The sequence below is a fragment of the Gordonia desulfuricans NBRC 100010 genome (assembly GCF_001485495.1).
In the GTDB taxonomy this organism is placed as follows: domain Bacteria; phylum Actinomycetota; class Actinomycetes; order Mycobacteriales; family Mycobacteriaceae; genus Gordonia; species Gordonia desulfuricans.
Genome location: NZ_BCNF01000013.1, coordinates 1 through 14,418, shown reverse-complemented (window position 1 = coordinate 14,418; position 14,418 = coordinate 1). Strand labels below are relative to the sequence as shown.

Here is a 14,418-nt window from a genome sequence, read left to right as displayed (position 1 = left end):
ATGTCCAGCTCGTGAACGGCTCACGCACCACCATCGCATCGGTCGCAGGGCGGCCTCGTCCTGGGTAGCGTTGGCAGCTGTGAAAGCATTCCGCCGGTTCACGGTCCGAGTTCCCCTGCCCACGCCGCTGGTCGACCTCGCCGTCCTCGCCCACAACCTCCGCTGGGTGTGGCACACGGCCACCCAGGATCTGTTCGCGACGATCGATCCGGCCCTGTGGGCCGCGTCCGGCGATCCGGTCCGACTGCTCGCCGAGATCGATTCGGCGCGCCTGAACGAACTCGCCGAGGATGAGGAGTTCCTCACCCGGCTGCGTGATCTGCGCACCGAACTCGACACCTACCGATCGGCGCCGCAGTGGTTCGGCAAGGAGGCCGCGGCGGGCCGCGCGATGCCGCAGGGCATCGCCTACTTCTCCATGGAGTTCGGGATCACCGAGGTCCTGCCGATCTACTCCGGCGGTCTCGGCATCCTGGCCGGCGACCACCTGAAGGCGGCGTCGGACCTCGGTCTGCCGCTGATCGGTGTGGGCTTGTTCTACCGCTCCGGATACTTCCGGCAGAGCCTGTCACACGACGGCTGGCAGCTCGAGCGCTATCCGGTCAACGATCCGGGCCTGCTGCCGCTGAGCCTGCTCACCGACGCCGACGACCGTCCGGTGACGGTGACCATCTCGATCCCCGGCGGCCGCGTGCTGCACGCCCAGATCTGGGTGGCGACCGTCGGCCGGATCCCGTTGTTGCTGCTCGACTCCGACATCCCGGCCAACGACGACGAGCTGCGCCTGGTGACCGACCGTCTCTACGGCGGCGACCAGGATCACCGGATCAAGCAGGAGATCCTGCTGGGCATCGGTGGCGTGCGGGCGTTGCGTGAGTATGTGCGGATCACCGGCGCCGCCGAACCGACGGTCTTCCACATGAACGAGGGTCACGCCGGCTTCCTGGGCGCCGAGCGCGTCCGTGAGCTCGTCGTCTCCGGCCTCGACCTCGACTCCGCCGAGTCGGTGGTGCGGGCGTCGAACGTCTTCACCACCCACACCCCGGTCCCGGCCGGGATCGACCGTTTCCCCAAGGATCTGGTCTCCTACTACCTCGACGCCGACGACACCGGATCGTCCCGACTGCTGCCCGGGTTGCCCGCGGGCACCATCCTCGAGCTCGGCTCGGAGGGTGATCCCGGCGTGTTCAACATGGCGCACATGGGTTTCCGCCTCGGCCAGCGCTCCAACGGGGTGTCGCAGCTGCACGGTGCGGTCAGCCGCGAGATGTTCGCCGGCCTGTGGCCCGGATTCGACGCCGACGAGGTGCCGATCGGATCGGTCACCAACGGTGTGCACGGCTTCACCTGGGTGGCGCGCCCGTGGCGCGAACTGGTCGGCCACGACGAGGACTCCGCGGGCGCGGCGTATGCGGAGCTGCCCGACGGTGATCTGTGGAAGACCCGCCAGCAACTGCGGGCACAGCTCGTCGACGAGGTGCGGCGGCGCGCCCACGCCAGCGGACGCGAACGCGGCTTCAGTGAGGTCGAACTGGGCTGGACCGCAGACCTTTTCGATCCGGGTGTGCTGACCATCGGATTCGCCCGGCGGGCCGCCACCTACAAGCGTCTGACCCTGATGCTGCGCGACCCCGACCGGTTGCGTCGTCTGCTCACCGACCCGGAGCGGCCGATCCAGCTCGTCGTCGCAGGCAAGGCCCATCCCGCCGACGACGGCGGCAAGGCCCTGATCCAGCAGGTGGTGCGGTTCACCGAGGACCCGGCGTTGCGCAACCGCATCGTCTTCCTGCCCGACTACGACATCTCGATGGCTCGTCACATCTACGCCGGATGTGATGTGTGGCTGAACAATCCGGTGCGTCCGATGGAGGCGTGCGGCACGTCGGGGATGAAGTCGGCGCTCAACGGCGGCCTGAACCTGTCGATCCTCGACGGTTGGTGGGACGAGATGGCCGACGGCGACAACGGTTGGGCGATCCCGTCCGCCGAGGGGGTCACCGACGAGCATCGTCGTGACGACCTCGAGGCCGAGGCGCTGTACTCGTTGCTGGAGAACTCGGTGATCCCGCTGTTCTACGGTCGTGACGACACCGGACTTCCCGAACGATGGGTCGCGATGGTGCGGCACACACTGAGCGTCCTGGGCCCCAAGGTGCTCGCATCGCGGATGGTGCGCGACTACACCGACGAGCTGTACGCACCGGCCGCACTCTCCTACACCGCCGCGGTCGCCGACGACTTCGCCGGCGCCCGGGACCTCGCCGGCTACCGTGCCCGGCTGACCGCGGCCTGGCCCGCGGTGGCCATCGCCGGTATCGACGAGGACTCCGAGTCCGGAGCCGAGGCCCTGCAACTCACCGCGCAGGTCGCCCTCGGCGACCTCTCCCCCGACGACGTGACGGTGCAGGCGGTGCTCGGGCGGGTCGACGACGACGGTGAGATCAGCCACCCGATCCTGACCACGATGTCGCCGGTGGGCGGCGCCGATACCGCCGGCCGGACCCGCTACGCCACGGTGGTACATCCGTACAAGTCGGGGGTGGTCGGCTACACCGCGCGGGTGCTGCCGAGCCACAGCCTCCTCGCCGTCGACGCCGAGCTGGGCCTGGTGGCCTACCCCGCGGCCCCGTAGGCAGTCACCGGCACCGACCGCCGAAACCGACGATGCCCCGCCACCGAGAAGGTGACGGGGCATCGTCGGTCGTGCGGTGTCGCGGGTCAGCGCTTCTTCAGGCGCAACCGCGAATAGGTGAACAGGTACAGCAACACCGCCATCAGCAGCAGCACACCGTAGGCGAGGGCGGAATGGGCCCACGACGTCTCCCACAGCGAGATGCGCTGGGGTGCGGCCGGGTTGATCTGGTCGAGATCCACCGCCCCGGCGGCACCGACATAACCCCAGAACGACGGGAAGATCCAGGACAGCTGTTGCAGACCGGGACCGTCGAGCTTGAACAGACCTCCGCAGAACACCAGCTGCACCATCACGACGATGACCAGCGGCGGCATCACCTGTTCGTTGGACTTGACCGCCGCCGAGATCGCCAGACCCACCAGGGTCGACACACAGGCCAGCGCGGCGACCGCGACGAACAACGCGGCGGCCGGCGGCAACCCGGGCCCGCCCATCTCCGGCAGGCCGCGTCCGGCGAAGGTGATCGCCACCATCACCGCACTCTGGGCGATCGCGGCGATGAAGAACACCACGACCTTGGCCCACAGGTAGGCACCGGGCCGCAGCCCGACGGCACGCTCGCGCTCGAAGATGTCGCGCTCGCCCACCAGGTCGCGCACGGTCAGGGCGGCGCCCATGAAGGCCGCGCCGACCACCAGCACCACGAGCACCTGGATGGCCTCGGCGCCGTCCTTGGGCGGGGTGCCCGGCGGTGAACCGGGCGGTGCGAGTGCCTTCCCGAAACCGGTCGAGCCGGGGATCACCAGGGTGAGCAGACCGAGCACCACCGGCAGCAGCACCAGGAACACCAGATAGCCGAGGTCGGCGAAGATCAGGCGCACCTGCCGTCGGGCGATGGTGCTCGACTGCCTGCCGAAGCTGGTCTGGGGCACCGGGATCGGCGGGCCCGGTGGTCGTGGCGGCGGGGGTGGCGTCGGCGCGCGCCGGCCATGCAGATAGCGCATGTGCGCGGTGTCGGGCTGGTCGGCGACGAACGAGAAGATCTCGGCCCAGTCGGAGGTGCCCATCGCCGCCCCGACCTGATCCGGGGAGCCGCAGTAGGCGGTCTTGCCGCCCGGCGCGAGCAGCAGCACCTGATCGCACATCGACAGATAGGTGAGCGAGTGGGTGACCACGAGCACCACACGCCCGGCATCGGCCAGGCGCCGCAGGGTCGACATGACCTGACGGTCGAGCGCCGGGTCGAGACCCGACGTCGGCTCGTCGAGGATCAGCAGCGACGGGCCGGTGAGCAACTCCATCGCCACCGACGCGCGCTTCTGCTGGCCGCCGGAGAGCTTCTCGACCCGGGTGTCGACATGCTCGGTCAGTTGCAGTTCGGCGAGCACACCGTTGATCACGTTGTCGCGGTCGGACTTCGACAGATCCGGCGGCAGCCGCAGTTCGGCGGCATAGCGCAGGGCCTGCCGCAGGGTCAGCTTGTGGTGCAGGACGTCCTTCTGCGGCACCATCCCGATGCGGGTGCGCAGGGCGTCGTACTCGTCGTGGACGCTGCGGTTCTCGAAGGTCACCTGCCCGCTGGTCGGCGAGTTGAGCCCGGCGACGATCTTCGACACCGTCGACTTGCCTGCGCCGGAGGGCCCGATCACCGCGGTGAGTGTGCCCGGACCGGCGTTGAACTCGACGTTCTGCAGCAGTTGCTTGCCGCCGTCGACGACGAGACTGACGCCGTGCACCTGCAGGCCGCCGGCCACCACGTCCTGGGCCTGGCCACGCATGAGCGAACCGCCGGAGACGACGAAGTCGCTGTTGCCGATGGTGACGACGTTGCCGTCGGTCAGGCGGGTGCGCTGCACCCGGTGTCCGTTGACGTAGGTGCCGTTGACGCTGCCGAGATCCTCGATGTAGAGGCCGTCGGCCTGGGTGAGCACCCGGGCGTGCCGACGGGAGGCGAGCACGTCGCTGACGACGATGTCGTTGTCGGGGGTGCGCCCGATGGTCTGAACGCCGGTCAGCGAGATGGTCTCCCGACGGGGTGCCGCGCCACGGCCGGGCAGCTGATAGATCGCCGACACGTTCTGCTTGAGGGCCTGCAGATGTGGCGCGTCCTGCAGTTCCGGCGGCATCTCCCCGATCTGGCCGGGTTGGGCCGAACCGGGCTGATAGGTGCCGGGGGCGGGTACCCGCATGGGCGGTCGCAGCGGACCCGACCCGGGTGCGGGCGCAGGACCCGGCGGGCGGTTCGGGCCGGAGCCGGGCAGGGGCCCGGAGGCCGGTGCCGGGCCCTGGCCGGGGAAGGCACCCGACGCCGGTGGCCGACCGGCCGGTCCGGGCCCGCCGGGAGCGTCGAGCACCACCTCGACGATCGGCCCGGTGGCGGGATCTCCCATCCGGAAGGTCATGGACCCGTTCAGGGGGTACTCGCCGACCCGATTGCCACCGACGAAGAATCCGTTGGTGCTGCCGGCGTCGACGACCCACCAGCCCGAGCCCCGCCACTCGATCAGCAGATGTCTGCGTGAGATCAGCGGATGGTTGACGACGAGATCGTTGTCCGGCGTGCGCCCCACCGCGACGCGGGGTGACCCACCCAAAGAGTGGGTCACCCCGCCGACGGTGACTCGGCCCCGGACCATCGAGACGCTGCTGTTCATCACCGAGAGACTCTAGTGTGTCGCAGGCGACCACGTCCCGTGGTCGTCAGCCGGTCAGCCGACTACAGGTACTGACCGGTGTTGGTCTCGGTGTCGATCGCACGGCTCGCACCCGAGCTCTTGCCGGTGACCAGCGTCCGGATGTAGACGATCCGCTCGCCCTTCTTGCCCGAGATCCGTGCCCAGTCGTCGGGATTGGTGGTGTTCGGCAGATCCTCGTTCTCGGCGAACTCGTCGAGGATCGAGTCGAACAGGTGCTGCACCCGCAGACCCGGCGCACCGGTGTCCAGCTGCGACTTGATCGCGTACTTCTTCGCGCGGTCGACGACGTTCTGGATCATCGCACCGGAGTTGAAGTCCTTGAAGTACATGATCTCTTTGTCGCCGTTGGCGTAGGTCACCTCGAGGAACCGGTTGTCCTCGCTCTCGGCGTACATCCGCTCGACGACCTTCTCGATCATCGCGTTGACGCAGGCCGTGCGATCGCCGCCGAACTCGGCGAGATCGTCGGCGTGCACCGGCAGTTCCACGGTGAGGTACTTCGAGAAGATGTCGATCGCCGACTCGGCGTCGGGACGCTCGATCTTGATCTTCACGTCCAGGCGGCCGGGCCGCAGGATCGCGGGATCGATCATGTCCTCGCGGTTGGAGGCACCGATCACGATCACGTTCTCGAGACCCTCGACACCGTCGATCTCGCTGAGCAGCTGCGGGACCACGGTGGTCTCCACGTCGGAGGACACACCGGAGCCGCGGGTGCGGAAGATCGAGTCCATCTCGTCGAAGAACACGATCACCGGGGTGCCCTCGGACGCCTTCTCGCGGGCCCGCTGGAAGATCAGGCGGATGTGCCGCTCGGTCTCACCGACGAACTTGTTGAGCAGCTCCGGACCCTTGATGTTCAGGAAGTACGACTTCGCCTCCTTGGCGTCGTCGCCGCGGGCCTGGGCGATCTTCTTGGCCAGCGAGTTGGCGACGGCCTTGGCGATGAGTGTCTTACCGCAACCGGGCGGCCCGTAGAGCAGGACACCTTTCGGCGGGCGCAGCGCATAGTCGCGGAACAGATCCTTGTGCAGGAACGGCAGTTCCACGGCATCGCGGATCTGCTCGATCTGCCGGCCGAGACCACCGATGTCCTCGTAGCCGACATCCGGCACGTCCTCGAGCACGAGGTCCTCGACCTCGGCCTTGGGCACCCGCTCGAAGGCGAATCCGGCCTTGGTGTCGATCAGCAGCGAGTCGCCGGGGCGCAGCTTGCGACGATGTCCGTCCTCGGTGTCGAAGTCGCCGAGCAGCGGTTCGGCCAGCCACACCACGCGCTCCTCGTCGGCGTGGCCGACCACGAGTGCACGCTGCCCGTCGCCGAGCACCTCGCGCAGTGTGCTGATCTCACCGACGGTGTCGAACTCGCAGGCCTCGACGACGGTCAGGGCCTCGTTCAGCCGCAGCGTCTGACCGCGGTGCAGGGTGTCGACGTCGATGTTGGGTGAGCAGGTCAGCCGCATCTTGCGTCCGGAGGTGAACACGTCGACCGTCTGGTCGGGATACACCTCGAGGAGTACGCCGTACCCGCTGGGTGGCTGCCCGAGTCGATCGACCTCCTCACGCAACGCCACGAGCTGCTGACGGGCCTCTTTGAGGGTGTCGAGCAACTTGGCGTTCCGTGCCGTCAGGTTGTCGACCCGCTCCTGGAGATCCTTGGGGTCGGCCGGCCGGCCATACGACGTCTGCTCCGCACGCGCCAGCGGCGGTGTGTAGGCGGGGGTGAACGCGTCCTCGGACGTGTTCGGGGCCTCGCCCGAATTCGGTGTCGAAGCGTCGTGGCGATCAGATTCGGTCATTGCTGACTCCTCTCCCCGGCAACCACTCCCAACGGAGTGTTGCGCCGTGACTCCACGCTACCGGGCAGACGGCCGAATGGCCGAGTACCGCGCAAGGACGGATGTTGAGGATGCGTTAAATCTGCGTCTTCGCAACGTATGCGCGATGTTTCGGCGTCGTGTCGAGCGGCTGGTCAGCCCCTCCTCAGCCCTTCGTGGGACGCCGCTGCGGGCGCAGTGTGACGGTGCCGTCGGCGAGTCGGCGCGCGGTGATCAGAAAGGCCGTGTGGCCTTGCATTCTGTGCTCGGGGCGCACCGCGAGGCCCACCGCGCTCCACTCACGCACCATCGATTCCCACGCGCGGGGTTCGGTCCAGCAACCCTGGTCGCGCATCGCCTCCATGACCCGCGACAGCTGCGTGACAGTTGCCACATAGACGATCAGCACACCTCCGGGCTGCAGGATCGTCCGGACCACCTCGAGCGGCTCCCACGGCGCGAGCATGTCGAGGATGATGCGGTCGAAGCGTTCCTCGGTGCCGATGTTGGCGAGATCGTCGACCACCAGACGCCAGTTGTCGGGGGCGCCGCCGAAGAAGGTCTCGACGTTGCGCTGCGCGTGCTCGGCATGGTCGTCGCGGATCTCGTAGGACAGCACCGAGCCCGATGTGCCGACCGCGCGCAGCAGTGAGCAGGTGAGCGCACCCGATCCGGCACCGGCCTCGAGGACCCGCGCGCCGGGGAAGATGTCTCCCTCGGTCACGATCTGGGCAGAGTCCTTCGGATAGATGACCTGGGCACCGCGCGGCATCGACAGCACGTAGTCGGTGAGCAACGGACGCAGCGCCAGGTACTCGGTGCCACTCGTGGCCGACACGACGCTGCCCTCGGGTGCACCGATCAGGTCGTCGTGGGAGATCGCCCCGCGGTGGGTGTGGAACTGCTTACCGGGTTCGAGGACCACCGTGAACTTCCGGTTCTTGGCGTCCGTGAGCTGTACGCGATCGCCTATCACGAACGGACCGGTCGACGGCATCAGAGTGTTCCTCTCGGGGCTGAGGTGACGTATGGTTCACGAGTTACGGCGTTTTCCGTGTCTTCGCGCGCCGGGCGCCCGGAGTGTCGGGGCCCCGCCCTACCCTGCCAAATGTGACGTTCGCAGTTTCCGCCGGGTCCGACCCGTCCACCGGTCCCGCCGACTCCCCTGCCGAATCCGGTGCATCGGCGGCCGGCGGCACCCGCGGTCTGGTGGGACGTCCACTCGCCCTCTCGCCGTCTCGTGCGGCCGATTTCAAACAGTGCCCGCTGCTCTACCGGTACCGCGCGATCGATCGCTTCCCGGAGACGCCGACCAAGGCACAGACCCGCGGCACCGTGGTCCACGCCGCGTTGGAGAACCTGTTCGACATGCCTGCCGCGTTGCGCACCCGCGAGTCGGCGGACTTCCTCGTCGAGGGCGCCTGGGCGGCGATGTGTGAGGCCGACCCGTCCCTGGCCGACGTCATCGGCGCCGACGGCCACGAGGCCTTCCTCACCGAGGCCCACAAACTGATCGAGAACTACTACGGGATGGAGAATCCCACCGCCTTCGACGCCGCCGCGGTCGAGGAGCATGTGGAGCTGGAGACCGGGAACGTGCGGATGCGCGGCTTCATCGACCGCATCGACATCGCACCCACCGGCGAGATCCGCGTCGTCGACTACAAGACCGGCCGCGCACCCGGTGAGGCCTACGAGGCCAAGGCCCTGTTCCAGATGAAGTTCTATGCCCTGGCCATCCTGCGACTGCGGGGCGTCGTCCCCCACCGGCTGCAGCTGATGTACCTGTCCGACGGTCAGGTGCTCACCTACGAGCCCGACCGTGACGAACTCGAACGCTTCGGCCGCACCCTCGCCGCGATCTGGCAGGCGATCCGCCAGGCGGTGGCCACCGGCGACTTCCGGCCGCAGAAATCCTGGATGTGCCGCACATGTGAACACCGGTCACGATGTCCGGAGTTCGGCGGCGAGATCCCCGAGTATCCCGGCCCTCCACCGGGTTTCACGTTGTGACCCACACCCGCCGAACCCGGCGGTGCGCCCAGTCGACGTGATCGGGTGCCCGGTCGATGCGATCGAGAGCCCAGTCGATGCGATCGAGAGCCCAGTCGACGTGATCGGGCGCCCGGTCGATGTGATCGGGTGCCCGGTCGACGTGATCGGGAGCCCGGTCGACGTGATCGGGAGCCCCGTCGATGCGATCGAGCGCCCCGTCGACGTGATCGGGTCGGGTACCGAACCGCGTCAGGCGGCCGGCTGTTCGGTCACGTCACCACCGGTGCCGTCACCACCTGCGTCCGCACTGCCGGTGCCCGCACTGCCGGGTCCTTCGCCGCCCTGTCCCTCGGCGTCGGTGTCGTCACCACTCACACCGTCGCCACCCACACCGGCACCATCGGTGCCGTCGGTCGCAGTGGTCGGGGTGGCGGTGTCCGACGCGCCGCCGCCCGAACCGTGGGCGGTGGGCGCGCCCTGGGTGTGACCCGATGCCTCCGGGTCCGATCCGGAATCCGTGGAGGCCGTCTGGCCGGTCGGCTCCGGGGCGGCATGACGGCCGCTGCCGGTGATGTGGTGGCGCCCGGTACCGGTGTCGGAGCCCGCGGCTTCCGACGCCGGCACCGACACCGTCGGCTGCTGTCCGACGGTCACCTGATGGCGACCCCCGGAGACCTCGGGCGCCTGACCCCCGGTGACGCCGGCGGCCGTGGTCGCCGTGTCGGTGATCGCCGGCGACCCGAGCCCCGGATCGTCGGCGCCGGAACCGGTCGGTGCGGATGCCGAGCGCGCCACGGCAGGTGAGGCGGCGTCGCGGGGACCGCTGTCGACCGCCACCCCGGCATTCGCCGGGGTCGGCTCCTGCAGCGGGTAGAAGGCGTTGTTGGCCTTGTCCCAGCGTTCGAGGTCGGCCTCGCTCGGGGTGATCCCGATGCCGGTGAGGATCATCTGGGTCAGCAGCGTCAACGGGTGGTGGGCGGTGTGGTAGACGAGGTAGGTGGTGTTGCCGTCGGTGCTGTGCAGTTCGGTGGGTTCTCCGAGCTGTTCGACGGTGGCGTAGTTCTCCGAGCCACCGCCGGCGTGGATGGTGAGGAATCCGGCGAGGTCGACGACCAGCGAACTCACCGGCCGGTACCAGACCCACTGGAAGTCCGACGCCGGGTCGCCGACGATGATGACCGACACGACGTCGAGATCGTCCCCGGTGGCACCGGGATCGCGGGCACCGTTCGACTCCGCCCCGAGCAGCTCGAACAGCGAACCGACCAGGGGGTTCTCGGCGGCGAAGTTCTTGAGCCCCCAGGGGCTCCGGGGATCGGAGACGAGCAGGATCGTCGAGCGCTGCGTGTCGATCCCCCCGGTGGCGACCGCCTGTTCGGCGGCGTTGCCCACCGCTTCGGCACCCTGCGAGTAACCGCTGTAGACGACCGACGGTGCACCGGGGTCCGCACCGAACGCCGACATCGCCTGCAGGTTCTTGGCGACGGCGATGTCGCGGGACTCGTCGTAGGTGGGTGCGGTGAACGGCAACACCAGTCCGGTGCGCCCCGACACCACCGGGCCGAGGGACTCGGGGTAGTCGATGATGTAGACAGGCCGATCGTTGGTGCGCAACACCTGGATTCGCTGATAGAGGGTGCCGTCGTCGGTGCCCGGGGTGACCACCACGATCGCGTCGTCGGGCAGGCCGGGCACCACACTGCGCAACCAGTCACTGCGGGCCCCCGCCGTTGCGACGTACGCCTCGGTCGGCCGGAAGACCCCGGCCGACCCGAGTTCGTCGGCGGTCTGGGTGGACAGGCCTGCGGCGAGGGCGGGTGTCGACGACAAGGCCATCGGGACCACTGCACCGAGGCACAGTGCGCATCCGACGGCGGTGGTGCCGAGTGTCTTGCGAATCCGGTTCATCGGGAGTCCCCCATCGTTCACCGCGGGCGCACCGCGGGTTCACCACAGCGGGACGTCTTGTGGATCTCGACGTGGGCATACCCGGTGTTGAACGAGATTCATCGTCGTAGATCACTTTGATGAATTCAGTTCATGATCAACCAGTTCATCCAATCGGCTGAACACTTTGAGTCCGATCGACGGACAACCACCCGTGGCGGTGTCCCGAAACCTGGTGACATAGGCTCACCCGCGTGGACAACGCCTTCTACCTGCCGGTTCCGGACTTTTCCGACGAGTCCGGCACCGGGGATGCGGACCCCGATTTCGAGTACTTCCGGCCGACGTCGGCAACAGTGAGTCCCTGGTCGACCGACATCCAGCACGGCGGTCCCCCGACCGGCCTGCTCATGCGGGCACTCGAACGCGCGGACGCCGACCCGGGCCGGCGCTTCACCCGCGTCACCGTCGACCTGATCGGCGCGGTGGGACTCGACGTCAACCGGGTGCGGGCCTGGGTGGCGCGTCCCGGACGCCGCATCAGCATGCTCGCCGCCGAGCTCGAGGTCCGCCGGCCGGACGGGACATTCCGCGTCGCCGCCCGCGCCTCGGCATGGCTGATGCGTGCCGACGACACCGCCGACATCACCGTCCAGCCCCGGCCGCCACTGCATCCGCTCCCCGACGACCTCGACATCCGGCGCGGCGTCACCGCCGACCCGTCACTCGGAGTCGATTGGGGCACAGAAGGATTCATCGGCGCAGTGCACTGCGCGGTGTTGCCGGGCCGCACCGGGAAGACCCCGGCGGTGTGGTTGCGCCCGGCGGTCGGGCTCGTCGACGGCGAGCAGATCAGCGATCTCGAATCCCTGATGACCGTCGTCGACGTCGCCAACGGCGTCGGGACGCGACTGGATTCCGCACAGTGGTCGTGGATGAACACCGACACCACCGTCCACCTGAGCGCGGTTCCCCGGGGCCGATGGCTGGGGATCGACGCCGAGATGGCGGCCGGCCGCGACGGATTCGGTGCGTCGTTCGCCGACCTCTACGACGTCGACGGATTCATCGGCCGCTCGGCCCAGACGGCCCTGCTGGATCGACGCTGAGCAGTGTGGCCCGGTCCGCCGACGCGGGCCGGGCCACATGCCTCAGAAGCGGCAGGAACGGATGTCGGAGGCCAGGATGGCGCGGGCACCGAGCTCGGACAGGTCGTCCATGAGCTGCTGGTGGTTCTTGCGCGGGACCATCGCCCGGACCGCGACCCACTCCGGGTCGGCCATCGGCGCCACGGTGGGCGACTCCAGGCCGGGGGTGAGCGCGCTGGCCTGCTCCAGGATGGTGCGGGGGCAGTCGTAGTCGATCATCACGTACTGCTGACCGAAGACCACACCCTGGATCCGCTTGATGAACTGCCGCGCGTGCTTGGCGGGCTCCACCCCGGTCCGGCTGATCAGCACCGCCTCGGAGTCGCACAGGGTGTGACCGAAGGCGGCCAGATCATGCTGGCGCAGTGTGCGACCGGATCCGACGACGTCGGCGATCGCGTCGGCGACCCCGAGCTGGATGGAGATCTCCACCGCCCCGTCGAGTCGGATGATGTCGGCGGTGATACCCCGGGAACCGAGATCGGCACGCACCAGATTGGGGTACGACGTCGCGATCCGCTTGCCGGCCAGGTCGTCGACGGTCCAGGTCTGATCGGAAGGGGCGGCGTAGCGGAAGGTCGACGAACCGAAGCCCATCGACAGTTCCTCGTCGACCGGGGCACCGGAGTCGAGGGCCAGGTCACGACCGGTGATACCCAGATCGAGGGTGCCCGATCCGACGTAGATGGCGATGTCCTTGGGTCGAAGGAAGAAGAACTCGACCTCGTTGTTGTTGTCCAGGACGGTCAGGTCCTTGGAGTCGGACCGGCGACGGTAACCGGCCTCGGACAGGATGGACGCGGCCGATTCCGACAGCGCGCCCTTGTTGGGGACTGCGACACGCAGCATGGGGTTTCTCCGGAGATGTGAGATGCGGGGATGAGGAGGGCGGGGTCAGGGCCACGCGCCGCGAACAGGCGTGCGCGGCCTACAGATGGCGGTAGACGTCCTCCAGCGAGAGTCCCCGTTTGACCATCATCACCTGGAGCCAGTACAGGAGCTGGGAGATCTCCTCACCCAGCGACTCGTCCGACTCGTGCTCGGCGGCCAGCCACACCTCGCCGGCCTCTTCGATGATCTTCTTGCCGAGGGAATGCACCCCCGCGTCCAGCGCGGCGACGGTACCGCTGCCGGCCGGTCGTTTCTCCGCCTTGTCGGTCAACTCGGCGAACAGCGCGTCGAAGGTTTTCACGGGTATCTATCCTCGCACGCCCGCCGGACCGAGCTCCCCGAGGGTCAGCCCGACCAGACTTTCGCGGAACTCACGCAGCGGTCCGGGCGGGATCGGGACGGTCGACGGCACCACCAGCGTGGCGCATCCGGCGCCGGTCGCCGCGATCGTGCCGGTCGGTGAGTCCTCGACGGCACGGCAGTCGCGCGGGTCGACCCCGAGGAGTGCGGCGGCCCGCAGATACGGTTCCGGATGTGGTTTGGCGGTGCTCACCTCGTCGCCGCAGACCGTCGCGGCGAAGACATCTCGACCGAGGGTCTCGAGGGCGAAGTCGGTCAGTTCCCGAACCGTGTTGGTGACCAATGCCATCGGGACGCCGGCATCGGCGATCAATGCCAGGGCCTCCTGGGCGCCCGGCCGCCACGGCAGGTCCTCGGCGAACAGTTCGGCGACCCGATCGAGGAGCCATCGCTCGGCACCCGCATGGTCGCGGTCGGCGGGGGCGAGCCCGGCGGCGTCGAACACCTTGGTCAGCGCATCGTGCATGGAGTTGCCCAGCGTCGCCTCGCGCAGCTCGGGGCTCATCGTGAATCCGTTGCGATCGCACAGCTCGCCGACGGCGATGTCCCAGAGCCGTTCGGAGTCGAGCAGGGTGCCGTCCATGTCCCACAGGACCGCGGCGGGTAGCCGGAGAGAGTCGGAAGAGTTGGCGCCGGAGAAGGTCACGACGCCGATCATCGCCCGCGAACCCGGTCCCGGGCCAATCGAGTGGGCACGGTCACGCCCGCGGAGAGCGTTCTGCATCTCCGCGGGCCCACCGAGACGGGCCGTCACACCCGCACGGCCCTGCGAGCGCGCTGCACGGTGTCGGCGACGGCGTAGACCAGGCTCAGCAGCGCCAGCCCCATCATCGTCGCGTAGACGCCCAGCGCGGTGTCTCCGCGACCGGAGGTGTAACCATCCGACCGACCACCGCCGGGCATTCCGCCGCCCGGTCGGCCACCCCCGGGACCGCCGCCGTTCCCGTTCCCACCGGGACCGCCGCCCGGGTTGCCGCCGGCCGATGCCT

10 protein-coding genes and 1 pseudogene are annotated in these 14,418 nt (G+C 68.7%); 3 read left to right on the top strand and 8 right to left on the bottom strand.

Going from position 1 to position 14,418, the window contains the following annotated elements:
* Window positions 1-79: 79 nt before the first annotated feature.
* On the top strand, window positions 80-2,632 hold the full coding sequence (gene glgP / locus GD1_RS02335) for an alpha-glucan family phosphorylase (protein WP_059035372.1): 2,553 nt from the start codon (window positions 80-82) through the stop codon (window positions 2,630-2,632).
* 86 nt (window positions 2,633-2,718) lie between these two features.
* Here glgP and GD1_RS02330 read toward each other — a convergent pair whose 3' ends face one another.
* The 3 genes from GD1_RS02330 to GD1_RS02320 form a co-directional block, all read right to left on the bottom strand.
* The gene (locus GD1_RS02330; RefSeq protein ID WP_059035401.1) at window positions 2,719-5,271 is read right to left on the bottom strand and encodes an FHA domain-containing protein; all 2,553 of its coding nucleotides are present in this window, start codon (window positions 5,269-5,271) and stop codon (window positions 2,719-2,721) included.
* 80 nt (window positions 5,272-5,351) lie between these two features.
* Entirely contained in the window at window positions 5,352-7,130 is a 1,779-nt protein-coding gene (gene arc / locus GD1_RS02325; protein ID WP_020789411.1) for a proteasome ATPase, read from the bottom strand.
* Between the two features lie 184 nt (window positions 7,131-7,314).
* Window positions 7,315-8,145: a tRNA (adenine-N1)-methyltransferase gene (locus tag GD1_RS02320; RefSeq protein ID WP_020789412.1), complete on the bottom strand. Its 831-nt coding sequence runs from the start codon at window positions 8,143-8,145 to the stop codon at window positions 7,315-7,317.
* A gap of 113 nt (window positions 8,146-8,258) precedes the next feature.
* On the opposite strand from GD1_RS02320, the gene GD1_RS02315 reads away from it, so the two are divergent.
* Complete coding sequence (locus GD1_RS02315) at window positions 8,259-9,161, top strand: RecB family exonuclease (protein WP_020789410.1); 903 nt, start codon at window positions 8,259-8,261, stop codon at window positions 9,159-9,161.
* 231 nt (window positions 9,162-9,392) lie between these two features.
* Here the strand turns inward: GD1_RS02315 and GD1_RS02310 are convergent, their stop codons facing one another.
* Window positions 9,393-11,051, bottom strand: a complete 1,659-nt coding sequence (locus tag GD1_RS02310; RefSeq protein WP_083533798.1) for a PE-PPE domain-containing protein — start codon at window positions 11,049-11,051, stop codon at window positions 9,393-9,395.
* A 233-nt stretch (window positions 11,052-11,284) separates the two neighbouring features.
* On the opposite strand from GD1_RS02310, the gene GD1_RS02305 reads away from it, so the two are divergent.
* Window positions 11,285-12,139, top strand: coding sequence for a thioesterase family protein (locus GD1_RS02305; RefSeq protein WP_083533797.1), 855 nt, complete (start codon window positions 11,285-11,287; stop codon window positions 12,137-12,139).
* A 42-nt stretch (window positions 12,140-12,181) separates the two neighbouring features.
* Here GD1_RS02305 and hisG read toward each other — a convergent pair whose 3' ends face one another.
* The 4 genes and pseudogenes from hisG to GD1_RS24930 form a co-directional block, all read right to left on the bottom strand.
* Complete coding sequence (gene hisG / locus GD1_RS02300; protein ID WP_059035371.1) at window positions 12,182-13,027, bottom strand: ATP phosphoribosyltransferase; 846 nt, start codon at window positions 13,025-13,027, stop codon at window positions 12,182-12,184.
* Between the two features lie 79 nt (window positions 13,028-13,106).
* Window positions 13,107-13,370 (bottom strand): phosphoribosyl-ATP diphosphatase, encoded by a 264-nt coding sequence (locus tag GD1_RS02295; RefSeq protein ID WP_020793679.1) that lies wholly within the window; start codon window positions 13,368-13,370, stop codon window positions 13,107-13,109.
* Window positions 13,371-13,376: 6 nt separating this feature from the next.
* Window positions 13,377-14,087 carry an HAD family hydrolase gene (locus tag GD1_RS02290; protein WP_053776764.1) on the bottom strand — a complete coding sequence of 237 codons (711 nt, stop codon included), beginning with the start codon at window positions 14,085-14,087 and terminating at the stop codon, window positions 13,377-13,379.
* A gap of 92 nt (window positions 14,088-14,179) precedes the next feature.
* Window positions 14,180-14,418, bottom strand: a pseudogene (locus GD1_RS24930) (hypothetical protein); the annotation flags it as partial.

Coding starts and splice junctions, on each gene's coding strand:
- GD1_RS02330 (WP_059035401.1), bottom strand. CDS start 5,271: ATGGTCCGGGGCCGAGTCACCGTCGGCGGGGTGACCCACTCTTTGGGT.
- arc (WP_020789411.1), bottom strand. CDS start 7,130: ATGACCGAATCTGATCGCCACGACGCTTCGACACCGAATTCGGGCGAG.
- GD1_RS02320 (WP_020789412.1), bottom strand. CDS start 8,145: ATGCCGTCGACCGGTCCGTTCGTGATAGGCGATCGCGTACAGCTCACG.
- GD1_RS02310 (WP_083533798.1), bottom strand. CDS start 11,051: ATGAACCGGATTCGCAAGACACTCGGCACCACCGCCGTCGGATGCGCA.
- hisG (WP_059035371.1), bottom strand. CDS start 13,027: ATGCTGCGTGTCGCAGTCCCCAACAAGGGCGCGCTGTCGGAATCGGCC.
- GD1_RS02290 (WP_053776764.1), bottom strand. CDS start 14,087: ATGATCGGCGTCGTGACCTTCTCCGGCGCCAACTCTTCCGACTCTCTC.